Genomic DNA, 26,052 nt, shown 5'->3' on the forward strand with positions numbered 1-26,052 from the left:
GGGATTCTAATTTATATGTAGCTATTATTCATATTGCTACTTGGTATATTAATAATATAATAGAATGTCATACGAAGGAGGGCACCTCTGTGAAAGAAAAAATAGATCTTAAGCAACTTTATATTCCTACTATAGAGGAAATGCAAAGTTGGTATGAAGATGATTTACGCAAAGAAGCCATAAAATCATCTGAATACGAGAATAATAAAAAAATAGAAGAACAGAGAACGTTCTTTAAAGCTTTTCGAAGATTTGAAGAAAGGGATGAAAAAACCCCTTTTGATCCTGAAAAAAATAATGTTTATTACGAAAAATATAAAGCTTATGTGGTAGAAGAGATGATAGATCAAGGTAAAAAGATACAAGAAATTGAGAATTTAATTGAATATGAAAAGTTTTTTCTTCGTTGGGAGAGAAGAGTTAATAGCGAGAGTAATAATTATAGCCATTATGGCAGTAATTCAGCTACAAGATATCGGGTTGATCGCATAAAAAATTTGGAAAAAGAGTTAGAGACAATCTTAGAAAATTCTCCGGAAGCATGGGAATTTTATTATAAACGCCAATTGATAAGCGATATAGAAACCCAACATCAGCAGCGTTTGGTAACTGTACCTTATGTAGTTAAAGCAAAACAAAAAGTAATAGATTCCTTGAATTTAGGTGTTCCTGTATATATTGTAGGACATTTGGGAAGCGGGAAAACACAATTAGCAACTGAAGCAGCTCTAGATTTTACTATCCAAAATAGAATACAAAGAGAATTAGAAGATAAAATGGAGGATTGGTTTTCTAAAAATCCAAATTCCACAGAAAAAGAAGCCATTAAAAAATTTGGAGAATTTAATGAAGAAAGAGAACTTTACTATAAAAATATTTTAACTAATGGAAGTAAAGAAGAAATAGAATCTTTACAGCCGCTGTTTATATCTGGATCCCATAATTTAACTTATGAAGATATGTTTGTAGAGAAAACTTTGACTCTCAAACACAGTTTTTCTAAAGGATCTTATTCGGATTATCTGAATATGATTATAGGAGATTTTTATGAGTGGATGGATGAGCACAGAACTAGACTAGAGAAGATGACTGATGAAGAACAGTTACAGCTTAAGATTCAAATATGGAAAAGTTTTTCTGATTTATTGGTAGCAAGTAATAGTGCCTTTGGTACTGAAATTAAAAAAATAGAAAGAGAAATTTTGATTGCAGTAAAAGAAGGTCGTCCTGTAATCGTAGATGAATTAAATACAATTGCCATGCAAAACTTAATTGCTTTAAATGATATTTTACAACGGCATGCGGGAAATACAGCTTATATTACAGGAGTTGGTCCTGTTTTGATTAAACCTGGATTTGGGTTTATTGGTACAGGGAACTTGTCAAGTCAAATGGTCAATTATGAAGGAACAAATGAACTAAATCCAGCCTTTAAATCACGTTTCGTAACTATTGAATATAATTATGTACCTCAAAAAACGATTGGTTCCTTAGAAGATCAAGAGTTTCCAGAAGGAAATGAACTTTTTAGAATAATAATAGCACAATTGGCTGATAAAAATGGAAATATCCATATTCCTGATTCTAAAAGAACATTAGAAGAATTGTTTAGATTTTCCCAATTGTGCAAGGTTACTCAGAATGTTTTTATGGGAAAATGGAAAGATGATGAGGCTCAAAAAGATTCTGAAATAGGTGAATTAGAGCTGAGGGAGTCTGTATTATCAATTCGTAATATTTTACACGTTTTAAATAATTGGAATAGAGGCGAAGAAAAAGACTTGAGCAAAGCTTTATGGGATGGTTTTATTAGTTCAATTACTTATCCTGATGACCAAAACTATATTCTCTCGCAAGCGGTACGTTTTGGATTTTTCCCTGTAGGAGAAGGATGGAAGGTTGAGGCAAAAGGTATAGGAGAAGCAACCACAACATATGACGAAATTCGTACCCGTCCATATCAATATGTTCGCCCATTAACAGAAACTTTAAGCTATTTAGATGTAGTTCATATGATATTTGGGAAAGGAACTCCTAGAAAAAACTTGCCAAAAGGACTAACAGAAACTTTTGAAGCAGCTATTGATGATTTGGCGCAAGTTGATGCGAAAAAATATCAAAAATTAGATCAACAATTATCTCATTTAGAGCATTCAAAGGATCTACTTGAATACTTAGAAGATAATGGGGGAGAGAAATGAAAATAAATTTATCAGTAGATGCGAAGGATTTTAAGAGTCAAGTTAAAGATCTAAGAGAAAAGCTGAATAAATGCCGAGCAAATGGAATTTTAGACGATGGTTTCGAAGAACAGTTAGATAAACTTTTACAAATGGAAGAAGAATTATTGACTGATTTAATTCCTTATTACCGAGTTTATGCCAATAATATAAAAAAGACTTCAATAGGGATAAATCATATAAAACAATTGGGAGCTTTTAGTTTTGATAGTTTTTTACAAACTGTATTGAGAATTAATAAAAATCTTTTTATTACAAGTAGTATAGATAGAAAAGTTCAATTTTTTTATATAGATATTGGGGAGGATTTTCCTGATCATAATCAAATTGAAGTAGAGTGGACCCCTCCTATTAAAGAAATAAAAGAAACAATTTCCTTTATATATAAATTGAATGACAAAGAAATTTTGCTTTTGGGAGTCAGAGGGGGATGCTATCTACTTTCAAGCGATAATTTTGATGAAATGCCTAATGTTAATGGACATATTCAAGTTAAAAATATTCAAATAGATCATGATTTTAATGAATTTGGAAGATGTTTAGTGATTAGAGATAACTTATTTGTAGTGGAAAATGGGGATGAAAACTTAAATTTATTTGAAATAATAAAAACAAATGAAGAATATAGTTTGGTTTTTCATAAAGATATATATTGTACTATTCCAAATTGGACGGTGTTAGAAAAAATAAATGAGGACTATTTTGCAGTTGGAACAAGGATGGGGAAATTATATTTTATCAAATATGAAAACGGACAGTTTACTATTACAGAAAAAATTGATTTTTCACATGATGAAATAAGGAAAATTAGATGCTTAGAGGATGAAAGTGGTAATAAAAATTCTCTTATAGTGACAGGTGATAAAGGGCAGTTTAAAATATTTTCTTTATGCGAAGATTCAAAAACTATAAAAATAGAATTAAATGATTTAAAAGGTAATTTGTTTGACGTTCAATCTAAGAGTGGCACAGCAATAGTTTTAAGTGAAGATGGAATCATATACTTACTTGAAGAAAACTTTGGAAATTGGTATCTAAATGAAGATGCGACGATTAAAGACGCTTTTTTTACCAATGTCTTTAAATTAGATACTTCAAAATATTTATTAATGGATATAGAAGGTAAGTTAAATCTGCTGCATGTTGATAGAATTGACACACCAAAAGACTTGTGGAATCTGCCACTGTATCAATAGGAAGGAATGAGTATGCTTGACTTTGATGAAGAAACTTTAATTGAAGAAGCTAAAAGACATTGCGAAGAATTTTTACAAAAAGAACAACGCTCATTAGCCACATTTACAGGAGATTCTAGTTTAATGTATATTCCTGATTCAAAATTGCAAAGATTTTTATTGGACTCTTCCAAAGGAGTTCTATACTTACCGCTGGAGAGTTTCTTGGATAGAAAGTTAGATGACAATCAAATTATGTGGCATATCTACTATGAGCTGGCCTTATATTCTGATTGGAAAAAGCAAACTAAAAAATATTTGAATAGAAAAAAAGACTGGCAAAAAGAAATTGATCACATGACAAGCTATATTTTAGCTAGGATAAAAAAAGAAGGTCTGGAGAAAGATCCTGCATATCAGCCTAAAATAATTTCTAATTATGTAAGAAAAGAAATTTTTGATTTGTTACATCTATTGGATAAACAGACATCATTTCTAAGAGTTTTGCAAATGTGTCCTATATATAGAGATGAAGAAAATTTTTCGAAAATTGTTTCATATATGAGAAAAATAGGTAAGACTATTGAGTCAATTTCTCAAATGCCTAGACATAGAGCTTTTGCAAATAGCTTTTTTATTATTGAATTATATAAAATAGAACCCAAAATCGAAGAATATGTTGAAAACCCCTTTCATAAGAAAATTTTCAATCAGCCTTTTTTTGAATTTATTCATTATCAATTAATTAGACAGATAAATAATAACCAAGGAATTGTAGAAAGAGATCCACTCATTAGCTCTTTCATCTTTCCAACTTTTCAGCAATTATGGAAACAAGAAATTGATGAAATGATGTTTTATAAATCAAAAGGACAGACAGAAGAGCAAGTTAAAGGAAGTGAAAATCCTTTTGAACAGTCAGAAGCAGACGAGATGTCAGATTCACTAGAATCTAATCAAGAAGAAGTGGAAAAAATTTTAGAAGAAATGATGGATCAACAAGACCAAATAAGTACGAGTATGCAAAATGTCATGCAAGGTAAGGTAGATTTAGAGGCCTATGGGATTAGTCAATCAGACCAAGAATTGTTTCAATTCTATTCAAATAAAATGAAATCAGAAAGAGAACAAATGCGCCAATTTTGGAAAAATTTGATAGGTGATGCGAAAAAAGAAGTAAGTGTAAAAAAAGATGGTCAAATAAAAGGAAAGCTAGATGTGGATAGTTTTGTTAACTTTTATCCTGATTTTGTAGAAGCTGAGAAAAAGAGGAATTACAAAAATCTTACGATCTTTAACAGATACTTACTAGAGAGTAGAGCAGACATATTGCCTGAAAGAATAGAGATTTCTTTTGTAATAGATAATTCTGGATCAATGAATGCATCAAAAATTGAGGCAGCAAGAAAAGCTTTGGCAGTGACTTTGCTGTCCATAGATGATTTTAATAAATATTTGAAAAGTAATGCAGAGCAATTGAATCAAAAATTAGAAGTTTTAAGCGAAACTTGGTTTTTTGGCAGTAAGTATTACAATGTTAAAGAATTTAACGATAAAAATGCTAAGGAAAAAGAAAAAAGTGATATAATTCGATCAATCGTAAAGCTAGATGCAACAGATGGAGCAACTGACGATGCAGGCTGCCTTAGAGAAATATCCAATAGAATTACGTCCATACAGGAAAGGGAACTTAAAAAAGGAAAACAAATAAAGATAATCTTTGAAATTACAGATGGTGCATCAAGTTTTCCAGGATCGGCGAAAGAAGCTGTACAAGAATTATTATCTAAAAATGTTGAAGTCTATGCATTTCAAATAGGAAAGAATAGCGAAATAAATAAAAAAATATTTAACTTCATATGGAATGAAGGATACAAACAACCACATGGAGTAATAATTGGCGAAGGAGTAGAAGAGCTACCAAAAGAATTGCTAAAAGCAGTAAGAAAAAATATGAAGTCTATTTTTAATAATTAGTTGCATTTTTTTCTATTCTCAAGGCATGTTGAAATAGCTTGTAGTATAATTTAAATTTTTATAAGCATTTATCTAATGTTTGAGGTAAAAAATTAGCAAAAATCGAGGCAGAAAAGTGCATTTTTGGCCTCGATTTTTAATGGCATTTTATAGATGACACCGAGTATTTTTGATGATAAGAAATCCATATTTGAGTCAACTAATTAATTTTATTTTTATAAGATAACTCATGAGTTTTCTAAGGCAAATATTCCAGATGCTCGCGTAAACAAGTGAAAATGAGAAAAAAATTAAAAAGGTTAAAGGAGTTGATAACGGACTTGTTAAATCCACAAACGCCGAAATACCTACTATGTAAGTTAAAAATATCATCCCAAGAGATAATGCTATACTTGAAAATAATATAGAAATTATTATTCCCTTCCTATAAAGTAATATTCCGATAACGATACCTAGTAGCCCGGTGGTAAAAAGCAGGATTATTGTCTCCTGTGCACTAACTATAACAAGAATCAATGCGGAAGAAAAAAATACAGTAAAACCAAGAGAAATATTAGAAACAGCAGCTATCGCAATAGGTAGAGTACTTAATGGACTTAAGGCCAACCCAATCGCGGGTAAAAATACAGGTGCTGATTGGAATAGTACAGCTATTGTTGTTAATATTCCTCCAATACAAATAAACCTACCTATATTCATTTTTTTCAATTGAAATGCCTCCTATTAGGTGATGCTAGTAATTTAGAATTCAGTTTCAAAATTTATGAGGGAAATGGAACAATTTCAAAAACAGTACCTTGGTTAAAATCAGTCACATTCATAGAGCCATAAACCCCTAAATATAGTCTGGCTTGATTCAGATTCGTTCCCAAACTAGCATAATAAGCTGATTGAGACCCAAAATTATAATCGGTTTCAATGACACTAAAATCACTTAGTTTACAATCTGTTCTTACCCTGGTATAAGCTAAAGCACCTCTAATCGGAGGTTGAGATCCTTCATTCCTGGCAAAATCAGTAAACACAACGCTTCCAGTTAAACCGGGAATTCTATTTCCCATATATGACTGGACTCCCGTAAGTGCAGTTCCTCCAAACTTATCCGGTCGGGGATCTTTATGAAAGTAACTAGTTAGAGGCTGAATACGCTGCACTGAAGTTTTTACTGTATCATTGTAATAAGCAATTATTTCCTCATCCAAAGTTGGATTTGTAGAGCAGCCCCTTATAATCGAAGTAGGAAGAGCACCTTCCCATCCTCGCCAGCCAAAGTTAATAAATCCTTCTTGGTCAGGTTCAGATTTCATTAAATAAGCTTGGACAAGCTGAGTAACCGGTATTGGTTTATAATTAACGAATGAAAAAATTGACTCTACCAGATCCTGCCCGACAATTCCTACATATTTGATATACTGATTATAAAACCTTTGAAATGAAATGCCAGGTATATTGCGAACCCCTTTGGCAATTACCGTAAGCGTTTCTTGAATAGGTACGGGAAGTTCATCAAAACGTGTGACCACCGGTGGATTATTGATAAATGTATTCTTAGCTACATCAATTTCAATTATTTTACCGGCAATTTCCATATCATTCTGGCTTGAATTAAATGGATCATAGCCTGATCCACCATCACCGGTTGTTAAAACAAGTTTTCCTGTTTCAGGTGAAAAGTTTAAGCTATTGATACCATTATGATTAAAAAATGGTCTTCTTAAATTAAGTAATGTCCGCCGTTTTTGAGGTTGACCATTGGATTGTAAAATCCATTCTTCAACTGTATCAATATGATCATAGTTAACTTCTCTATTTATCCACTTTTGGTTTAAGGTTCTGGGGTCACATGGGTCAGGCTTAAAAAACTCAGGAAGACCTTGTCTTGAAACTTCTAAGCTTGGAAGAGCACCTGGACCTTGTGTTCCAGCTACTGAATAATGAAGATAAAACAGACCATTGTAAGAAAATTGGGGATGAAATGCTAACCCTATCAATCCACGTTCGTCATATTTACCACCGGAAAAACCTAGTTTTATGATTCGGGGGCGAATATCTAAAAAGGTTTTTATAACTCCATTTCCAATGTAAAGGATCTCTCCTACCTGGGTTGCAATAAATAATCTTTCCATTGAGTCACCCGGAAGTATAGCTGTTTTCAAAACAGTAGGCATATTTATCTTACCAGCGATGGGCCGTAAACTTACTTTAACTTTTTTTAACAACTAATTTTACACTCCTTTATATTCTTTTCTTTTATAAGAATATGATTAGAAATGTTCTGTTAGTACTAAATAAAGGGTTAGCCTCATAAAATGAGTACACCCTTTATTTGAAAATTTAAAGCAAGAAAATTTTTATTTATCAATATTTAGCAAAATAGGAACAGTTTCTTTTCAAAGTTGTTGTTATAATAAAATTATCAAGGCTTTTCGCAAAGTTTTTGGTTATAATGCTACAAAGTATGTGATACGAATGGATGGATATGCCGATACAAAAACAATATTAGAATAAATCAAGAAAGAAAGGTGATAAAAGATGTTGAGCTATTATGGTAGATTGTCTTCAGAAGTATATGATATGGATAAGCCTATAGGTCATTCTTTTGGAGATGTGGAATTTTACATGAATAGATTAGAATCGTGCAAAGGACCTATTCTTGAACCTGCAACAGGAACTGGACGTATATTAATACCTCTTTTAGAAAAAGGATTAAATGTTGATGGATTTGACAGTTCAAAAGATATGTTAAATATATGTGAGAATAATTGTAAAAAAAGAGGTCTAAATCCTAAACTTTTTGAGGCAAAGATGGAATCTTTTTCACACGATACAAAATATGATGCTATTATAGTGCCAACGGGAACGTTCCTTCTACTACATAAGAGGGAAGATTCAATAAAAGCATTACAAAATTTTTATAAGCATTTATCTAATGGCGGTAGATTAATTCTTGATATATTTTTGCAAACTGATATTTCAATAGGTACAGTTTCCACAAAAACTTGGGAATGTTCTAATGAAGATATAATTACATTAGAAAATAAAATTGTAGAGGTCGACTATATAAATCAATATACTATTTCTCATGGGCGATATGAGAAGTGGCGTGAAGGGGTACTTTTGCAAACCGAATTAGAGTACTTCCCATTACGATGGTATGGAGTAGAAGAGTTTAGATTAATACTTGAAAGTATAGGATTTAAAAATATTATGATTTCTTCAGAGTATAAATTTGGTCAGTATCCATCAAATTGTGAAGAGGTAATTACTTTTGAGGCTGTTGCTATTAAATAGAGGTTAAATCCTTATGAATTCCCATTCATGGGCTTTCGTGGAGCTACAAATTTACTAAACTTATGGATCAATGGGCTTTTAGAGCAAATAGATAATTAGATATAATATTTAGAAAGCTTAGGCATTTGTCTGTGACAATTGTTTGAGCTTTTTCTTAGCATTTAGATCTTATAGAAATATGAGTAAAAATACTTAATTGATTGAAAAGTATATATAAATATTATATGATGGTAAATACAAATATTGGCTTGTTGAAAAATATGTTCACTAGCAGCATAAGATTATATTTCATGTTATGGAGGGTAATTATGTACGAATCAGGGGAAAATTATTTAGAAACAATTTTAATATTAGAGAATGAAAATGGCAGTGTAAGGTCTATTGATATTGCAAAGACACTTAAATTTAGTAAGCCAAGTGTGAGCCATGCAGTAGGATTATTAAAAGAATCAGGATACATTAATGTAGATGGTAAAGGATATATAAATCTGACTGATATGAGACGTGAAAAAGCAGAAAGTATATATGAACGTCATCAGCTATTAACTATATTTTTGATTGAAACAGCAAAGGTATGTGAAGATATAGCTGAAAAGGATGCCTGTAGAATTGAACATATCATCAGTGATGAAACTTTTCAGGGAATTAAGAAGTTTTTAAAAAAGTAGTATGTCAGTAGAAATAGTAAAACTTAAGTTAAATACTAGAGCATTTTCTTGTTTCTAAAGGAGATTACAGTAGGAAAAGGAGATGAATGGAATTGGATGAGCTTTTGGAACAAAAGGCATTTTACGGTAATAATATTACTGTGATAAAGAAAGATGAAGATTGTACTGTATATGAAATGAAAGATATCACTGGTGAAGGTACTATGACTTGTTACAAGGTCTTTCCTGGCATTGATTTGATGTACAATGATTTTCACATGCAGAATTGTTTTTCAGAATTTATTCCCAAGGTGGAGATGATGGGAATAGACCATTGTCGAGAGGGACGTATTGAATGGGAACTTCAGAGCGGTTCATATATGTATTTGCAAGAGGGAGATTTACAGATCAATGCAAGAAATCATCATGCTATTGGATTTGGATTTCCTCTAAAGCATTATCATGGAATTACGGTTGCAATATATATTGATGAAGCATTAAAAACCTTATCCGCTATTTTTGACGGATTTTCTATTGATCTGCAAGCATTGTATAATAAGTTTTGTTCTGAAAAATCACCCTTCATCATGCGAGCAAAGGACTCTATTCAGCATATTTTTTCTGAGCTATATACTGTACCTGATGAAATACGTATAAATTATTTCAAGATTAAAATTTTAGAATTGCTATTGTTTTTGAGCATAGTAGATGTAAGAATAAACGGGGAAGAAAGGCCATATTTCACTAAAAAACAGGTTGAAACAGTAAAAGCCATTATGAAATATATGACTGATCATATAGATAAGAATATCACCCTAGAAAAATTGTCTAGCCAATTTGAGATACCGCTTACTTCTATGAAGAATTGCTTTAAGGGCGTTTATGGAACGTCAATATATGCGTATATGCGATCTTATCGCATGCAGGTGGCTGCTTTAATGCTACGTGAAACCAATGAAAGCATTACCACTATTGCAGGTAAGGTAGGTTACGAGAACGCAAGTAAATTTGCCTCTGCATTTAAAAAAATCATGAACAGTTCACCTTCTGAATATCGAAGAACATTTGTCTGAATGAAGTATTATTACGATATATTATATATGTGTTCATAAGTGCCAAAAGGCATTTTTATTAGGTGTTAGAGTTAGAAGAGACTAACTCCAATGTCTAATCGGAGCAGGTTTAACCTTTGTGGAGTGGCGGCTATATTTTTCAAGGATTAAAATAGGGATTAGTTGATTTTAACTAATCCCTATAATTGTTTTAAAAGACTGACAATAGATAGTCTTTTAAACTTAAAAATCCGTGAGAGGTGAAAGTATAAAATGAAAAAAGAAAATTGGTTAAGAACGGTTTTGTCCTTTGCCAAGGAGTGCAGACTGAAAATGATTATTTCAGTAATATGCGCAATAATAAGTGTTGCAGGGGGAATCGTGCCCTATATAGGAGTTTATCAAATCATCATTTCATTTTTCGAAGGAAGGCAGACGATAAAGAACGTATTATTTTGGTCAGCAATATGTCTTGCTGGGTATGTGGTGAAACTTCTTTTTTATGCTATATCTACTATGTTAGCGCATTTTTCTGCATACACCATACTAGAGAATATGCGCCTTAAGATTGCTGACAGATTAATGAAAGCTCCACTTGGCACTGTGCTGAATCAACCGGTAGGAAAGCTAAAAAATGTGATTGTAGACCGAGTGGAAACTATTGAACTTCCTTTGGCTCATCTGATTCCAGAAGGAATCTCTAATCTGCTTTTGCCTATAGGTGTGTTTGTCTATATTATTATGATAGATTGGCGCATGGCATTTGCAGCAATGGTTACGGTACCTATCGCAGTTGTAGCATATGCAATTATGATGAGGACATTTAATAAGCAATATGCAGATTACATGGAGTCTAGCAACTATGTAAATAGCGTTATTGTAGAATATGTAGAGGGAATTGAAGTCATTAAGGCATTTGGTCGGTCTTCATCCTCTTATGAAAAGTTTGAAAAAGCAGTCGAGTCTTTTAAAGCATATACACTAAACTGGTTTGAAAGCACTTGGAAACTCATGAACTTTGGTGGAGCGGTTTTACCATCAACTATACTTGGCACCATGCCTATCGGAATGTATCTGTATATGAATGGGTCTTTAAGTCCGGCAGATCTTACAATGTGTTTGATATTGTCTTTAGGAATTGTAGCACCATTAACTAGCTTTACGGTATTTGTGAATGAGGCCAAAGCTATAGAATATGCTGTCAATGATGCATATGAATTTTTAAATTTAAAGGAACTTGAAAATCCATTAGAGTTGGTAAATATTCATAGATATGATATTGAACTTAAAAATGTATGCTTTTCCTATGATACCGATAAAGCTGATAATTTAAATAGTACAGAAAAAGATGTACTTAATAACATTAATCTAAAACTTCCTGAAGGAAATTTTGCGGCTTTGGTTGGTCCTTCGGGAGGAGGAAAGTCTACGGTTGCAAGGTTGATTACACGATTTTGGGATGTGGACAACGGAGAAGTGAAAATTGGTGGTATTAATATCAAAAGTCTTCCTTTGTCACAGCTTGCTGACACGGTGAGTTTCGTAACTCAGGATAATTTCTTGTTTAATTGTTCAATTATGGAGAATATACGACTTGGTAATCCTAGTGCGTCTGATAAAGAAGTAATTAATGCAGCAAAGGCAGCTTGTTGTCATGAGTTTATCCAAAATCTTGATAAGGGATATGATACCAATGCTGGAGAAGCCGGAGGAAAATTGTCAGGGGGAGAAAAGCAAAGGATTGCTATAGCAAGAGCTATCTTAAAAAATGCACCTATTGTTATCATGGATGAAGCAACAGCTTTTACAGATCCTGAAAATGAAGATAAAATTCAAAAATCCATTGCCGCCCTTACTAAAGGAAAAACCTTATTGGTCATTGCTCATAGGCTGTCAACCATAAAAAATGCAGACCAGATTATCGTTATGGAAAAAGGGTGCATCATAAATACAGGTACACATGAAGAGTTGCTCAAGGGATGCGAACTTTATAAAGGTATGTGGGAGGCTCATATTGGTGCAAAGAAATGGGCAGCTAATAATGAGAAAGGAGGAGTAAAGTAAGATGTTTAAATCAATAAAAAGAATCATTCAGTGGTCTGGTGACAGAAAGAAACGCTTATATATAGGGTTTATATATTCCTTCTTTAATACTATGTTTACAGCCATGCCAATTATGGGAGCTTCATATGGACTGAATCTCATCATAGAGGACATGAAGGGGACTAGCAAGTTGACAATAGATTGGGTATTTTATATGTTAGGATTTATGATTTTTACTGTGGCAGGCAGGTTTTTGTTTGCTTATCTTCGAGCATCCACCCAAGAAAGTATTGGCCATGAAGTAACGGCAGAACAAAGAATTGGGATTGGTGACATATTAAAAAGGGTATCTTTGGGGTTTTTTAGCGAAAAGAACGCTGGAGAAATTTCCTCGGCTGTAACAACAGATTTGTCCTTTATTGAAATGCACGGGATGAAGATGATTGATGTGGTGGTAAACGGATATATCAGTGCATTTACAATGGTGATTTGTCTGGCCTTTTATAATTTGTGGATTGCTCTCATTGCAGTAGCAGGTATCTTGTTATCTGCTTTATTCTTAAAATTGCTCGATGACAAGAGCAATGAAAATGCACCGGTGCATCAGAAGGCACAGGATAGCATGATAGCAGCTACTATTGAATATATCAGAGGAATGCCTGTGGTTAAGGCGTTTAAACAAGATGGAGTCTCTATAGAAGGTATTCGTAACGCCTATAAGATGAGCAAGGATATAAATATTAAAATTGAAAAGAATTATGTTCCTTATAATTGCTTCCATTTATTTGTACTTAAGGCAGCATCTGTGAGCATTGTTCTTGCATCAGCGATAATGGCTGTAAATAGATTTATGGATATCCCCACTATGCTTATGATGGCTATATTCTCTTTTGTGATCTTTGGACATATTGAAACCATAAATAATGCAGCTCATGTATTGAAAATTATTGATGCTACATTGGATAAATTAGATAGCATAGAAAATGCAGAATTTATTGATAAAAACAGCAAGGAGATAGAATTATTCAAATATGATATTGAGTTTGAAGATGTTACCTTTGCCTATGAAAAGCGAGATGTATTAAAGAATGTATCATTCACTATACCAGAGAATACCACTACAGCAATAGTTGGTCCTTCGGGAAGCGGAAAATCCACAATATGCAGTTTGATTGCTAGATTTTATGACGTTGATAAAGGAAGTGTGTCCGTGGGAGGCGTCAATGTAAAAGAGATGACTTGTGACAGCCTTCTCAAAAACATCAGCATGGTGTTTCAAAAGGTATATTTATTCCATGATACAGTGCTTAATAATATTCGATTTGGAAAACCAGAGGCAAGCTTTGAAGAGGTGGTGGAGGTAGCTAAAAAAGCCTGCTGTCATGACTTCATTATGAACCTCCCTGCTGGATATGAAACAGTGATTGGCGACGGTGGCTCCACTCTTTCTGGAGGTGAAAAACAACGAATATCTATAGCTAGAGCAATGCTGAAAAATGCTCCAATTGTTATTTTAGATGAGGCAACTGCCAGTGTAGATCCGGAAAACGAACATGCAATACAGAAGGCTATCAGTGCATTGGTACATGGGAAAACCATCATAATCATTGCACACCGCCTTGCTACCATTGAAAATGCAGATCAGATACTTGTGGTGGACGAGGGACGTATTGTGCAAAGAGGAACTCATGAAGAGTTGATAGATCACAAGGGTGTTTATAAGAAGTTTTTAGATATACGAAAGACAGCGGAAGGATGGAGCATTTAAGAATATTTATCTAAACATGTCAGTACAATCATTTTCGTTAAGGTATTTATTTATTGGCCCAATCGGTTTATGGATGTATAATTGAATTAATCGATTCGGTCGAGAATATAAATAAAAGGTTATGATGTTTGAAAAACTACCACCATTCGCGCATTACTCGGATTTATACAGCCAAATAGTGGCACATGTACTATTAGAGGACTCGATTGCTCAAACAACGCGCCGGAAATTCAGAAAACTCTTGGCTATATACCCGGTGAAATGGCATTTCTCGATGACATGATTAGAAATAATTGATTATTTTGAAGATATTAGCTGTTTGCCTTAGCAAGCAGCTTTTTTAATAAGTACTATTAAGAAAAAAGTTTGTAACAAACATAAAACTTGTGAGTCATATATACGAAAGGGGTGAGAACTTGCTCAATACTAAAGAATTTAAAGAATTATATAGCAAATATTTTAATGATGTATATAAATTCTTACTTTCCATAAGCAGAGATGAACAGATTGCAGAAGAAATAGCACAGGAGACTTTTTTTAAGGCTTTGAAAAGTATAGAACAGTTTAATGGACAATGTAAACCTCTTGTATGGTTGTGCCAGATTGCTAAGAATACATATTTCTCATATTATCGCAAGAATAAAAAAAATAAGGAACTGATTCAAGAGGAAGAAACATATGAATTTGAGAATTTAATTGAGAATAAAGAAACTGCCAGAGAAATTCATCGATGCCTGCATAATTTAAAAGAACCATACAAAGAAGTATTTACGCTACGTATATTTGGAGAATTACCGTTCTCTCAAATAGCAGAATTATTTGGAAAAACCGAAAGTTGGGCGAGAGTTACATTTTATCGAGCAAAAACAAAATTGAAGGAGGAATTGAAATGAAAATATCCTGCGATGTTATTAGAGATTTATTACCTTTATATTATGACAACATATGTAGTGAAGAAAGCAGAAAACTTGTAAATGAACATATTGAGACATGTGAGAAGTGTAAAATGGAATTAGAAAGTATGTCTATGGTAATTGATGTAACAAAAAAGAATTTAGATGAAATGGAAATGATGAAGAATGTTTCTAGAAGATGGCGTCGAGATAAGCTTAAATCATTAGGCGAAGGCATTTTAATCACCATTATTGTAGTACTGATTCTAAGTTGCTTTATCAGGATTAAATCATTTTAGATGATGGGGAGGAATTATAATCAATGATGGTGGCATTTTTACCACAATTCCACAGCTTTCAAGCTATATAAATGGTGATTTTTTTAAGAAGCAATTCAACATGGTGAATTATAGTACTACAGATAAAGAATTTTACTTTTCTACTCTAAAGCAAGCTAACAAAAACATCCCGCAATCAGAAAAAGTGGGATGTTTTTATTGGAAAATAATATTTAGTCTTTATGACAATGGGATAAAACAGGATTACCTCTTACTCTGTTTATAATATTTTCCTGTGCACTCTACAATATCAATCTCAATCACAGCGGTACCCTTAATCATGTTATCAGGAAGTTCTTTCCCCGCAAATTGCGGTGTGTATTTTTCAACTATCTTATTTAGTACCTCACGCTTGCAATTAAGATCCTCAACCAGCGAAGCATCCCCAATAATCACAACACTATTGTACTCTGCGTTAGTATCACAAGGATTATCATCGCTTTCGATTAAAAGGCCAATCAATTCATTAACCTCAAAACATACCTTGGAGTTTCGCTTGATATTATCGATTTTTTGTCCTTTTGGAAGGCCGTGTAAATAAATTTTGTTATTAGAGTAAATGAAGTGCATACCAACGGAATAGGGATACCCATCCTCATTAATGGTAGCGAAGCTCCCGGTTTCCGTACGATGAAGTAGCGCGTCAATCTGCTCCGACGTTAATTGAAATTTCTTCATTCTGTATTGCATAATTTCATTATCCTCCTTGTAGTTTGAACTTGATCCTCATTCAAGATAAATATGTACTTGATATACAATCAAACATACTATATCATATAAGTGTACCTATAACAAGGCACACTTATATGATATAACATAGGGTACACTTTGGTAAAAGGATGGTTATAATTCTATGATTTACATACAAAAAAATTCAAATTATCCAATATATCTTCAAATCTACTGTAAGATCAAGGAAGATATTGAACAAGGAAATATTGTACATGGAGAACGGCTTCCAGGTATTCGCACACTAGCCCAAACATTGGGTATTGCGCGAAATACTGTCAATCGGGCTTATGCTCAGTTGGCTGTGGAAGGATATATTCAATCAAAACATGGCTCAGGATTTTTGGTTCTGGATACCGCAAATAAAGTTACGAAGATGAATTATGTACAACAGGATACAACCTCTTCATCTATGGAAATATCGGAACTGAATCAACCTGTAAGTCCATATGATTTTCAGTACGGCGAGCTTTCTTATGAGCAATTCCCATTTAAGTTATGGCGAAAATATATCTCTCAAATTCTTCTTTCACCACAAAAAGAGGTAGTTAATCAGTATCCAGATAAGCAGGGTGATTTATTATTAAGACAAGAGATCAAAAAACACCTGCATAGATCAAGAGGTATGATTTGTTGTGAAGAACAAATTATCGTTGGCTGTGGACTACACTATTCGTTAGATATTTTGTGCAAGCTTCTGGCTAAAGAAAACAACACGATTGCTATGGAGGAGCCTGGCTATAATGGGGCAAGGGATGTATTTATCAACAATAATTATAATCTACATTTGCTACCAGCCAGTAGAGAGGGGCTTATCATCTCATCCATTTACCATTCTGGCGCATGTGCTGCCTATGTAACACCTTCACATCAATTTCCTTACGGAACCGTGATGCCGATTTCTCAGCGCAAGGAGCTACTTAATTGGGCAAATGCTAACGATGCATATATCATTGAGGACGATTATGACAGTGAGCTTAGATATGATGCCAATCCCGTGCCGGCGCTCCATTCCCTAGACGCCCATGACCGTACTATCTACATCGGAACTTTTTCAAAGTCTCTTTCTCCTTCTCTGCGGGTAAACTATATGGTGCTGCCAGTACAGATGCTCACTATGTATTGTAGTCTGTTCCGTTCCTATAATTCCCCCGTATCATGGCTGACACAACGTGCCCTAGCCGCATATATGAGGGATGAAAACTATGAGAGCCATATTCGTAAGATGTGCCTCACCTACAAAAGGCGGCATGATGTGTTTATACAGGAAGCAACAAAAATGTTTGGCAACAAAGTAATCCTACATGGTCGTGGGGCAGGGTTACATTTCGTTTTGGAGTTCCCAGATGGTGAAGAACAGGATTGGCTTATTAAACAGGCAGAAAAAGTCGGCGTCAAAGCATATCCTATGATTCCATTCTGGAATGACCAAAATGCTTGTCCTCAAAATATGTTATTTACAGGATATAGCTTGCTGAGTGAACAACAAATACGAGAAGGTATTGCATTGCTGCAATCCGCATGGTTCGGTACAGTATCAAAATGAAAATTGAATGGTGAAATTTAGGAAGAAAAACTGTTAGAAATGGAGAAGACTAATGCAAACGGTTAAAACAAAGCATTTTGAATATGGCAGTACAGAATTAAATTACCTTACATCTGCCGACCCCGTTCTTGGTGCTGCAATGAAGAGCTAGATAAGATATTGTCTTCTTCAATAATATAATTAAGATAGAAAAGATCATGAAATTCTTAGTTAATGAATTTCATGATCTTTTCTGTTTATTTTATTCTGATCTTAATGCTTCAACAGGATCTTTTTTAGCTGCCATTTTCGCGGGAATGGTACCACCGAGTACAGTAAGTACAAGGCTGATTAGAATTAAAGCTATAGCATGAAGCGGGTTGAGTTGTGCTACATTTTCTAACTCCGTTACGTTTTTAATAATTGAGTTTATAGGGAATATTAGCAGTCGTGCAATGACGATACCAAGAATACCGGAACATGCACCTATAATAAGAGTCTCTGCATTAAACACTCGAGTAATGTCTTTTTTTCTAGCTCCTAAAGCTCTCAACACACCAATTTCCTTAGTTCTTTCCAAAACGGAAATGTATGTGATAATACCTACCATGATGAAGGATACAATTAGAGAGATTGCGGAGAATGCAATAAGCACCATGGTAATGGCATTCATTATACCTCCGGACATTTCAGTAATCGTACCGGATAAATCTGTATATACAACTTTGTCAGTTTCAGATTTGTCCTGATTGTATTCATCCAAATGAGCAACAATGGCTTCTTTTGCATCAAAATCTGTTGGATAAATTGAAATCATATAAGGGGTTGTGGTAGCGCCTAATGCGGACATAATTGTTTCTTTTGAAGACATACCAGTAGGATTTGATATATCAACTGCTGTATCAAGAGGTTCGCCAGTTAATACGTTGAAATCGCTATTTTTTTGTTTTAATACGATATCTGAATTAACGGCATCATTAAGAACAAACTCTGCCAGTTCATCTGAATATGAAAAACCTGACGGAAGGAGAGATATTTTCACATCCTCTTTTGCTCTTAAAATACCTACAACGTTTAGTGTGATGGCTCTCGGGTTATTATACATATCAATCAAATTAGCTGGGTTTCCATTAATGGTAAAGAAATTGCCGTTTGCTTTGTAAAAATCATTATTGAGAATGACCTTTAATTCCTTTCCAATAATATCATCAAAAGCAATGCTATCTGCTTTAGAATCCAATCCAAAGGTTTGTAAAATCGTTTTTTCTACACCGTTTTTCTTGTCTACAATTAGAACGATATCGTTCTTGTTTGTAGGATAGGAGCCAGCTATCACATCGTAGTTTTGTTCCAAATAGCTAGGGCCATTATTGTCTAAGGACTTTGGATAGGAGGTAAAGTTCATAGAATTGGTCTTTACAATAGTTGCAACGTCATCTTGCTTTTTTAATAAGTTTATATTGAGCATTCTTGTATAGGATATTCCTGATACCAGTTTAGGATCAATATTCTCTATATACTTAATATATTCTTCGGTAAAGATATTTGTATGCATCACTTTTTCTGCTACAGGTTCAATTGGATATATCACCTTATCTTCAGGATAGGCATTCTCATCAGTAGAGGTACCTAGTATTGAACCTTGCTGAGCTTTGAGAGTTTCTTGATCTATCTCTGCAGAAGTCTGAGAAATCATGATAGGAAAAGTAGAAAGTGTATCAGATTCAAAGTTTTTAATTTGTTTATCAAAACCATTGGACAGGGATAAAATTAAAGCAATTCCTATGATGCCAATACTAGATGCAAAGGCTGTAAGAAAAGTTCTGCCTTTTTTGGTCTTGATATTAGTTCCGGACAATTTCAAAGCCGTCAGAAAGCTCATCTTAGTTTTTTTAAGTTTGTACTGTGAATTCACCTCTTTATCCGGTAAAGGATTAGAGTCAGATACCACTTCACCATCTTTAAACTCAACAATTCTATCGGCGTAGTCGTGAGCAAGTTCAGGATTATGAGTAACCATGATAACCAGTTTATCTTTGGCGATTTCCTTAATCAAATCCATAATCTGTACACTGGTTACGGTGTCCAAAGCACCAGTAGGTTCATCTGCTAAAATAATATCAGGATCGTTTGCTAAGGCTCTAGCAATGGCAACACGCTGCATTTGACCACCAGAAAGCTGATTAGGCTTTTTATGTATATGGTCTTTTAGTCCAACTCTTTCAAGCACTTCGAGAGCTTTTTTTCTTTTATCTCCAGCAGAAACACCACTTAAGGTCATTCCCATTTCTACGTTATCCATGATACTCAAATGGGTTATCAGGTTATAGCTTTGGAAAATGAAGCCCACGCTGTTGTTACGGTAAGCATCCCAATCCACATCCTTAAATTCTTTGGTGGATTTTCCGTTTATAATCAAATCACCGCTGTCATAATTATCGAGTCCACCAATAACATTTAGACAAGTGGTTTTACCGGAACCACTAGCTCCGAGAATGGCGACAAATTCATTTTCACGGAAGTTTAAATCGATTCCGTTTAAGGCAACCTGTGTAAAATCACCGGTTGTGTAGCTTTTTTTAATATTTTTTAACGCTAGCATTATGAATTCTCCTTTAACATTCCACGTTTTAAAATGGTTATTTTATTAGTATATGCTTCTAAAATTTCGTCTTTTTCCCCAATGCAAAGGAAAATATCCATGGTAGCTTTTTGAGTCACCGATATCAATATATCTATTATGTCGTCTACATCATTTGGACTTTGTAGATTCAAGCTTTTTGTATCAGTGTACTCCTTAAATAAATTAAAGAAATCATTCTTTCTACCGCGATTTGCAAATTGCAATATAATATCATTTTGAAGGGTTTGATTAGAAAAGATATTCATACAAAAAGCAATGTTTTCCTTTGCTGTTCCAAAGTTAGCTGTGAATTTTAAAATATCGGCAAAGACTTCAAATACATCTCCGCTATTTCGTTTAAAGCTTTCTTTAATGATGGACATAACCTCTTCATGGTAGTTGGATAAAAGATAGATCAACATGTCCTTTTTATCTTCAAAATACATGTAGAAGCTGCCTCTTGAGATGTTGGCATCTTGCACAATCTTATTAATGGATACTTTATCAAAGGGCACTCTGGCAAATTCTTTTTTAATGGCCTCAATTATCTTATTCTTTTTTTCCAGGGGTAAATTGAAGAAGGTATCTGTCGGCAATCTAATCACTCCTTTCTAATCTAATATGACAACCTGTCATAATTATATATAACAGGTTGTCATGCGTCAATATTATATTTAAAAAAATTATCGTTTTATTTTAAATATATACTATTTTATTTTAAATATATATTGTTTTATTTTAATATATGGTATATTATGGTCATGGAGGGATTGGTATGAAAATTATAATAAGATTGGATAGAGTAATGGCTGATAGAAAAATGTCATTAAATGAACTTGCACAAAGGGTAGGGTTGACTACAGTGAATTTATCATTGTTGAAAACAGGAAAAGCCAAGGGGGTACGATTTAATACATTAGCCTCAATCTGTAAGGAATTAGGATGTCAGCCGGGAGATATTTTAGAATACTATGAGGATGGATTTTAGACACTTTTTAAGTATGTGATGCTCATAGACAGCAGTGAGAGCTATTGCAGTAAAGAGATTAGAGAGTATATCAATGTTTTAGTATTGGTTGATATAGAGTGTAATAACACAAAAGAATAGGATGGATGACTAAGGGAGATGCTATAAAAGACGTTCAGAAATGAGCGTCTATTTTTCACCTTAAAACTGAAATGAACTGATACTACATGACACTTTTTCGAACAAAGGGTAGACTTAATAATAATCCTTATTATAGATATTAAAAATGAACTAAATTTAATAGAAATTTTTTATAAAAAAAGACTTGACAGTTTAAATGAATAGTATTACTATAAAGATACACCCCCTACAGGGGGGGGTAGGGAGGTGAAGAGGTGAATGGGGAGCAAAAACAAGCTTTACAAGCTTTAAAAATATCAAAGGGTCAAATTAAAGCTATTATTAGAATGATAGAAGAGGAGAGATATTGTGTAGATGTATCAAATCAAATTATTGCTGCACAATCGCTTTTAAAGAAGGCTAATCTGTTGGTTCTAAAACAGCATATGAACCACTGTGTTATAGAGGCTTTTCAGCATGATAATGGAAGTCAGAAAACAGATGAAATTATAGAGCTTTTATCAAAAGTAATCGATAAATAAAATATTAAATTAATAAATTAAGGAGGGAAATTTATGGCAAACCAGGTATTAAAAATAGAAGGAATGACCTGTGCATCTTGTGCAAAGGCAGTAGAAAGAGCCACTAGAAAGCTTGGTGGAGTTACAGAAGCAAATGTTAATTATGCTACAGAAAAGCTAAATATAAGCTTTGATGAAACAAAAGTTTCTGTAAAAGATATTCAAGAAACTGTTAATAAAGCAGGATATAAAGCTATTACTGATACTACAAACAAAATATTGAAAATAGAGGGAATGACTTGTGCATCTTGTGCAAAAGCAGTAGAAAGAGCCACTAGAAAGGTTAGTGGGGTTACAGAAGCAAATGTTAATTATGCCACTGAGAAATTAAATATAAGCTATGAGCCTTCAAAGACAAAGGTTTCAGATATAAAGAAAGCAATAGAAAAAGCAGGTTATAAAGCAATAGAAGAAGAAACTACAGTAGATACAGATAAAGAGAGAAAAGAAAAGGAAATACAACTTTTATGGAAGAAGTTTATTATATCTGCAATATTTACAGTGCCTCTGCTTTATGTATCTATGGGACATATGGTAGGGCTTCCTCTTCCAGACTTTATTAACCCAACTATCAACCCAATGGCATTCGCTGTAACACAATTATTACTTACAATACCTGTAATAATTTGTGGAAGTAGATTTTATACAGTTGGATTTAAGGCATTGTTTAAGAGAAATCCAAATATGGATTCACTTATTGCAATAGGTACATCCGCAGCATTCCTTTATGGTATATTTGCTACAGTTAAAATTTTTGGTGGTCACCATGAGTATACTCATGACTTATACTTTGAGTCAGCAGCTGTAATTATTGCATTAATAACTCTTGGTAAATATTTAGAGGCAGTTTCTAGAGGTAAGACTTCTGAAGCTATAAAGAAACTTATGGGACTTGCTCCTAAAACAGCTATGGTTATAAGAAATGGAAAAGAAGTAGAAATTACTATTGAAGAAGTAGAAGTTGGCGATGTAATAATAGTTAAGCCAGGAGAAAAGATGCCAGTAGATGGAGAAGTGGTAGAGGGTACTACTTCTGTAGATGAATCAATGTTAACAGGTGAAAGTATTCCAGTAGAAAAAAATATTGGTGATAAAATTATTGGTGCAAGTATAAATAAAAACGGTACTATAAAATACAAAGCTACTAAAGTTGGTAAAGATACAGCTTTAGCACAAATTATAAAACTTGTAGAGGATGCTCAGGGATCTAAAGCACCAATTGCAAAACTTGCAGATGTTATTTCAGGTTACTTTGTTCCAATAGTTATTGTTTTAGCAGTTGTTTCAGGTTTAGCGTGGTACTTTATTGGTGGAGAATCAGAAATATTCGCACTTACAATATTTATCTCCGTACTAGTTATTGCTTGTCCTTGTGCCCTAGGTTTAGCAACACCAACAGCTATAATGGTTGGTACAGGTAAAGGGGCAGAAAATGGTGTCTTAATTAAAAGTGGTGTGGCACTAGAAACAGCCCACAAAATAAAGACTATAGTATTTGATAAAACAGGTACTATTACAGAAGGTAAACCAAAGGTTACAGATGTAGTTTTTGCAGATGGTATAACCAAAAATGATTTACTACAATTAGCTGCATCAGCTGAAAAAGGATCAGAGCATCCACTTGGTGAAGCAATTGTAAAAGGCGCTGAGGAAGAAGGTTTAGAATTTAAGAAACTTGATTTCTTTAAGGCTATTCCAGGTCATGGAATCGAAGTTAAAATAGATGGAAAAGATATTCTACTTGGAAACAGAAAACTTATGGTAGAAAGCAATATCTCTTTAGAGAATTTAGAGAAAACTTCTGATAAGTTAGCTGGAGAAGGAAAAACTCCAATGTATATAGCAATAGATAACAAGATGGCTGGTATTATAGCTGTTGCTGATACTGTTAAAGAAAATAGTAAGAGAGCAATAGAAAAGCTTCATGAGATGGGAATCGAAGTAGCAATGATCACTGGTGATAACAAGAGAACTGCTGAAGCTATAGCTAAGCAGGTTGGAATCGATAGAATACTAGCGGAAGTATTACCACAGGATAAAGCAAATGAAGTTAAAAAACTTCAAGCTGAAGGAAAGAAGGTCGCTATGGTTGGTGATGGAATAAATGATGCTCCAGCTCTAGCACAGGCAGATATCGGTATAGCTATAGGTTCAGGAACAGATGTTGCTATGGAATCAGCGGACATAGTTCTTATGAGAAGTGACTTAATGGATGTTCCTACAGCTATACAGTTAAGTAAAAAGACTATAAAAAATATTAAAGAAAATCTATTCTGGGCATTTGGATACAATACACTAGGAATACCAGTAGCTATGGGAGTTCTTCATATCTTTGGAGGACCACTATTAAATCCTATGATAGCAGGAGCAGCAATGAGCCTTAGTTCAGTATCAGTATTAATGAATGCTTTAAGATTAAAGAAATTTAAGCCAGTTAGATAATGGGCTAAAAATAGTTAATAAATAATTTGTAGGTAGCATGAGATTAAAAAAATTATATTTGAAAGGAGAAAATACAATGAGAAAGAAAATATTGGTTGAAGGTATGAAGTGTGAAAATTGTGCTAAGCATGTAAAGGAAGCACTAACTAGTGTAGATGGTATAACTAGTGTTGATGTAAACTTAGTTGATAAATATGTTATAGTTGAGACAAGCGCTGAGGTAAGCGAAGAGGCTATAAAATTAGCTTTTGACACTGAAAAGTATAATGTAGTTGGAATAGAGATATTATAAGTAAATAGAGGAGCTTTGGTAATTAAGTTTGCCAAAGCTCTTTTTTTACGCTTTAAGCACAGTATACATCAGTTATGATTAAAATAAATTATAACTGATAATCATTTGCATTTATAAAATAATTTGTTAAAGTTATAATTAAGATGTAGATTATATACATTATATGTTCTAAGTGTAGGAGGTGGTAGTTTTGAGAGGTAAAAAAGATGCGATAGATATATACTATAGACATATTGAAGATAAATATTGTTGTAAAATTTCAGATGAATTATTAGGGAAAAAATATATTATAGGAAAACAATTTGGTGTAGGAAATTTTTCGAGAATGAGAATAGAAGACGGATTAGAAATATCGAAAGCTAACATTGCTTATAAAATGGAGATGGAATTTGATAATAGGGAATTTGATGATGATATTTTAGAACTAGGATATTGCTATAATGGAGATATAGAAATTTTTTCAATGCCTGATAATAAGAAATATATATTAGAAGCAGGAAATATGTTTATTTATAAATCATTAAATGATGTGGAGCATTTTAATTTAAAATACAATAAGTGCAAAACTATATCTATTCAAATGAATTTTAATACTATTAAAGATACTATAAATCCAATATGGGAGGATAGAGCAATAATAGATTGGCAAAAGAATATGAACAATATATTTAAAGAAAATATATTAATAATTGAAAAAGCTAGCTATGATATAAAGAAAATAGCAGAGCAGATAGATTCTATTTCAACCCATAATGTAGTGGATTATATGAATTTTAAGTTAAAAACAATAGAGTTCTTAACTACTGTTCTTAAAGAAAAATATAATGAGAGGTCTTTAAGAACTCATAAGGAACAAGAATCAGAGATCATAATTATGGCTAAGGACATAATTAGTAAAAATCTTCAAAACTCACCCTCCGTTAAAGAATTGGCTAGTAGATTAAACATAAGCGTATATAAATTGCAAGAAGGATTTAAAAATGATACAGGATATACTGTTTATGAATATATACAAAAATCAAAAATGGAAAAAGCAAAATATTTATTGAAAAATACAGAGCTGTCAATCATAGAAATTGCAAATGAAATAGGATATGAAAATCCAAGTAAATTTGCAAATCTATTTAAACGCTATAATAATATAACCCCATTGAAGTACAGAAAATTATGAATAAAAAAGTTAGATACTTAGTCCAAGCATTCCTTTAGGTAATATATTAAAAATGTTTCAAGTTTAATAAAAATCATATGTTTGATTTTTGTTTTTGGAGCATTTTTTATTTTTTTTGGAGTGGATATTGAGAATGATTATCAATTATACTTTTGTTAAAGAGATATTTAATAAATTT

21 protein-coding genes are annotated in these 26,052 nt (G+C 33.1%); 17 read left to right on the forward strand and 4 right to left on the reverse strand.

What is annotated here, in order from left to right; genetic code table 11:
* The first annotated feature begins 89 nt into the window (after positions 1-89).
* From KQI86_RS12675 to KQI86_RS12690, 4 genes are all read left to right on the forward strand, one after another.
* Positions 90-2,201: a hypothetical protein gene (locus tag KQI86_RS12675; protein WP_216439755.1), complete on the forward strand. Its 2,112-nt coding sequence runs from the start codon at positions 90-92 to the stop codon at positions 2,199-2,201.
* Entirely contained in the window at positions 2,198-3,436 is a 1,239-nt protein-coding gene (locus KQI86_RS12680; RefSeq protein WP_216439756.1) for a hypothetical protein, read from the forward strand. Before KQI86_RS12675 ends, KQI86_RS12680 begins: the two co-directional genes overlap by 4 nt.
* A gap of 12 nt (positions 3,437-3,448) precedes the next feature.
* Positions 3,449-5,392, forward strand: a complete 1,944-nt coding sequence (locus KQI86_RS12685; RefSeq protein WP_216439757.1) for a vWA domain-containing protein — start codon at positions 3,449-3,451, stop codon at positions 5,390-5,392.
* Positions 5,393-5,855: 463 nt separating this feature from the next.
* Positions 5,856-6,104 carry a hypothetical protein gene (locus tag KQI86_RS12690; RefSeq protein ID WP_216439758.1) on the forward strand — a complete coding sequence of 83 codons (249 nt, stop codon included), beginning with the start codon at positions 5,856-5,858 and terminating at the stop codon, positions 6,102-6,104.
* Between the two features lie 49 nt (positions 6,105-6,153).
* Here the strand turns inward: KQI86_RS12690 and KQI86_RS12695 are convergent, their stop codons facing one another.
* Positions 6,154-7,560 (reverse strand): PQQ-dependent sugar dehydrogenase, encoded by a 1,407-nt coding sequence (locus KQI86_RS12695; RefSeq protein WP_216440224.1) that lies wholly within the window; start codon positions 7,558-7,560, stop codon positions 6,154-6,156.
* Positions 7,561-7,924: 364 nt separating this feature from the next.
* Here KQI86_RS12695 and KQI86_RS20600 point away from each other — a divergent pair, with 364 nt between their 5' ends.
* From KQI86_RS20600 to KQI86_RS12730, 7 genes are all read left to right on the forward strand, one after another.
* Positions 7,925-8,683 (forward strand): class I SAM-dependent methyltransferase, encoded by a 759-nt coding sequence (locus tag KQI86_RS20600; protein WP_216439759.1) that lies wholly within the window; start codon positions 7,925-7,927, stop codon positions 8,681-8,683.
* Positions 8,684-8,991: 308 nt separating this feature from the next.
* Entirely contained in the window at positions 8,992-9,351 is a 360-nt protein-coding gene (locus KQI86_RS12705) for a metal-dependent transcriptional regulator (RefSeq protein WP_216439760.1), read from the forward strand.
* 92 nt (positions 9,352-9,443) lie between these two features.
* On the forward strand, positions 9,444-10,403 hold the full coding sequence (locus KQI86_RS12710) for a helix-turn-helix transcriptional regulator (RefSeq protein WP_216440225.1): 960 nt from the start codon (positions 9,444-9,446) through the stop codon (positions 10,401-10,403).
* Positions 10,404-10,655: 252 nt separating this feature from the next.
* A complete protein-coding gene (locus KQI86_RS12715) occupies positions 10,656-12,446 on the forward strand; it encodes an ABC transporter ATP-binding protein (RefSeq protein WP_216439761.1) in 1,791 nt (596 codons plus the stop codon).
* A 1-nt stretch (position 12,447) separates the two neighbouring features.
* A complete protein-coding gene (locus KQI86_RS12720) occupies positions 12,448-14,193 on the forward strand; it encodes an ABC transporter ATP-binding protein (RefSeq protein ID WP_216439762.1) in 1,746 nt (581 codons plus the stop codon).
* 416 nt (positions 14,194-14,609) lie between these two features.
* Positions 14,610-15,086 (forward strand): RNA polymerase sigma factor, encoded by a 477-nt coding sequence (locus KQI86_RS12725; RefSeq protein WP_216439763.1) that lies wholly within the window; start codon positions 14,610-14,612, stop codon positions 15,084-15,086.
* Positions 15,083-15,385 (forward strand): zf-HC2 domain-containing protein, encoded by a 303-nt coding sequence (locus KQI86_RS12730; protein WP_216439764.1) that lies wholly within the window; start codon positions 15,083-15,085, stop codon positions 15,383-15,385. The genes KQI86_RS12725 and KQI86_RS12730 overlap by 4 nt, the downstream gene beginning before the upstream one ends.
* 243 nt (positions 15,386-15,628) lie before the next feature.
* Here the strand turns inward: KQI86_RS12730 and KQI86_RS12735 are convergent, their stop codons facing one another.
* Complete coding sequence (locus tag KQI86_RS12735) at positions 15,629-16,114, reverse strand: pyridoxamine 5'-phosphate oxidase family protein (protein ID WP_216439765.1); 486 nt, start codon at positions 16,112-16,114, stop codon at positions 15,629-15,631.
* Positions 16,115-16,277: 163 nt separating this feature from the next.
* Between KQI86_RS12735 and pdxR the strand changes: the two genes are divergently transcribed.
* A complete protein-coding gene (pdxR, locus tag KQI86_RS12740) occupies positions 16,278-17,699 on the forward strand; it encodes a MocR-like pyridoxine biosynthesis transcription factor PdxR (protein WP_216439766.1) in 1,422 nt (473 codons plus the stop codon).
* 241 nt (positions 17,700-17,940) lie between these two features.
* Here the strand turns inward: pdxR and KQI86_RS12745 are convergent, their stop codons facing one another.
* Both KQI86_RS12745 and KQI86_RS12750 read right to left on the reverse strand, forming a co-directional pair.
* Positions 17,941-20,280: an ABC transporter ATP-binding protein/permease gene (locus KQI86_RS12745; protein ID WP_216439767.1), complete on the reverse strand. Its 2,340-nt coding sequence runs from the start codon at positions 20,278-20,280 to the stop codon at positions 17,941-17,943.
* Positions 20,280-20,897, reverse strand: a complete 618-nt coding sequence (locus KQI86_RS12750) for a TetR/AcrR family transcriptional regulator (RefSeq protein WP_216439768.1) — start codon at positions 20,895-20,897, stop codon at positions 20,280-20,282. Before KQI86_RS12750 ends, KQI86_RS12745 begins: the two co-directional genes overlap by 1 nt.
* A 179-nt stretch (positions 20,898-21,076) precedes the next feature.
* On the opposite strand from KQI86_RS12750, the gene KQI86_RS12755 reads away from it, so the two are divergent.
* The 5 genes from KQI86_RS12755 to KQI86_RS12775 all read left to right on the forward strand — a co-directional run bounded on the left by KQI86_RS12755 (position 21,077) and on the right by KQI86_RS12775 (position 25,874).
* Positions 21,077-21,289 (forward strand): helix-turn-helix domain-containing protein, encoded by a 213-nt coding sequence (locus KQI86_RS12755; protein ID WP_216439769.1) that lies wholly within the window; start codon positions 21,077-21,079, stop codon positions 21,287-21,289.
* Between the two features lie 374 nt (positions 21,290-21,663).
* Entirely contained in the window at positions 21,664-21,930 is a 267-nt protein-coding gene (locus KQI86_RS12760; protein WP_216439770.1) for a metal-sensing transcriptional repressor, read from the forward strand.
* Positions 21,931-21,963: 33 nt separating this feature from the next.
* Complete coding sequence (locus KQI86_RS12765) at positions 21,964-24,411, forward strand: heavy metal translocating P-type ATPase (protein ID WP_216439771.1); 2,448 nt, start codon at positions 21,964-21,966, stop codon at positions 24,409-24,411.
* 76 nt (positions 24,412-24,487) lie between these two features.
* The gene (locus tag KQI86_RS12770) at positions 24,488-24,703 is read left to right on the forward strand and encodes a heavy-metal-associated domain-containing protein (RefSeq protein ID WP_216439772.1); all 216 of its coding nucleotides are present in this window, start codon (positions 24,488-24,490) and stop codon (positions 24,701-24,703) included.
* Positions 24,704-24,893: 190 nt separating this feature from the next.
* Positions 24,894-25,874, forward strand: a complete 981-nt coding sequence (locus KQI86_RS12775; RefSeq protein ID WP_216439773.1) for a helix-turn-helix domain-containing protein — start codon at positions 24,894-24,896, stop codon at positions 25,872-25,874.
* The last annotated feature ends 178 nt before the right edge of the window (positions 25,875-26,052 follow it).

Source organism: Clostridium mobile, from assembly GCF_018918285.1.
GTDB lineage: Bacteria > Bacillota > Clostridia > Clostridiales > Clostridiaceae > Clostridium_AW > Clostridium_AW mobile.

Bases quoted from the DNA above. Each gene is read 5' to 3' on its own strand.
- KQI86_RS12720 (WP_216439762.1), top strand. From the start codon at position 12,448: ATGTTTAAATCAATAAAAAGAATCATTCAGTGGTCTGGTGACAGAAAG.
- KQI86_RS12685 (WP_216439757.1), top strand. From the start codon at position 3,449: ATGCTTGACTTTGATGAAGAAACTTTAATTGAAGAAGCTAAAAGACAT.
- KQI86_RS12730 (WP_216439764.1), top strand. From the start codon at position 15,083: ATGAAAATATCCTGCGATGTTATTAGAGATTTATTACCTTTATATTAT.
- pdxR (WP_216439766.1), top strand. From the start codon at position 16,278: ATGATTTACATACAAAAAAATTCAAATTATCCAATATATCTTCAAATC.
- KQI86_RS12705 (WP_216439760.1), top strand. From the start codon at position 8,992: ATGTACGAATCAGGGGAAAATTATTTAGAAACAATTTTAATATTAGAG.
- KQI86_RS12770 (WP_216439772.1), top strand. From the start codon at position 24,488: ATGAGAAAGAAAATATTGGTTGAAGGTATGAAGTGTGAAAATTGTGCT.
- KQI86_RS12755 (WP_216439769.1), top strand. From the start codon at position 21,077: ATGAAAATTATAATAAGATTGGATAGAGTAATGGCTGATAGAAAAATG.
- KQI86_RS12695 (WP_216440224.1), bottom strand. From the start codon at position 7,560: ATGCCTACTGTTTTGAAAACAGCTATACTTCCGGGTGACTCAATGGAA.
- KQI86_RS12735 (WP_216439765.1), bottom strand. From the start codon at position 16,114: ATGCAATACAGAATGAAGAAATTTCAATTAACGTCGGAGCAGATTGAC.
- KQI86_RS12680 (WP_216439756.1), top strand. From the start codon at position 2,198: ATGAAAATAAATTTATCAGTAGATGCGAAGGATTTTAAGAGTCAAGTT.
- KQI86_RS20600 (WP_216439759.1), top strand. From the start codon at position 7,925: ATGTTGAGCTATTATGGTAGATTGTCTTCAGAAGTATATGATATGGAT.
- KQI86_RS12745 (WP_216439767.1), bottom strand. From the start codon at position 20,280: ATGCTAGCGTTAAAAAATATTAAAAAAAGCTACACAACCGGTGATTTT.
- KQI86_RS12715 (WP_216439761.1), top strand. From the start codon at position 10,656: ATGAAAAAAGAAAATTGGTTAAGAACGGTTTTGTCCTTTGCCAAGGAG.
- KQI86_RS12765 (WP_216439771.1), top strand. From the start codon at position 21,964: ATGGCAAACCAGGTATTAAAAATAGAAGGAATGACCTGTGCATCTTGT.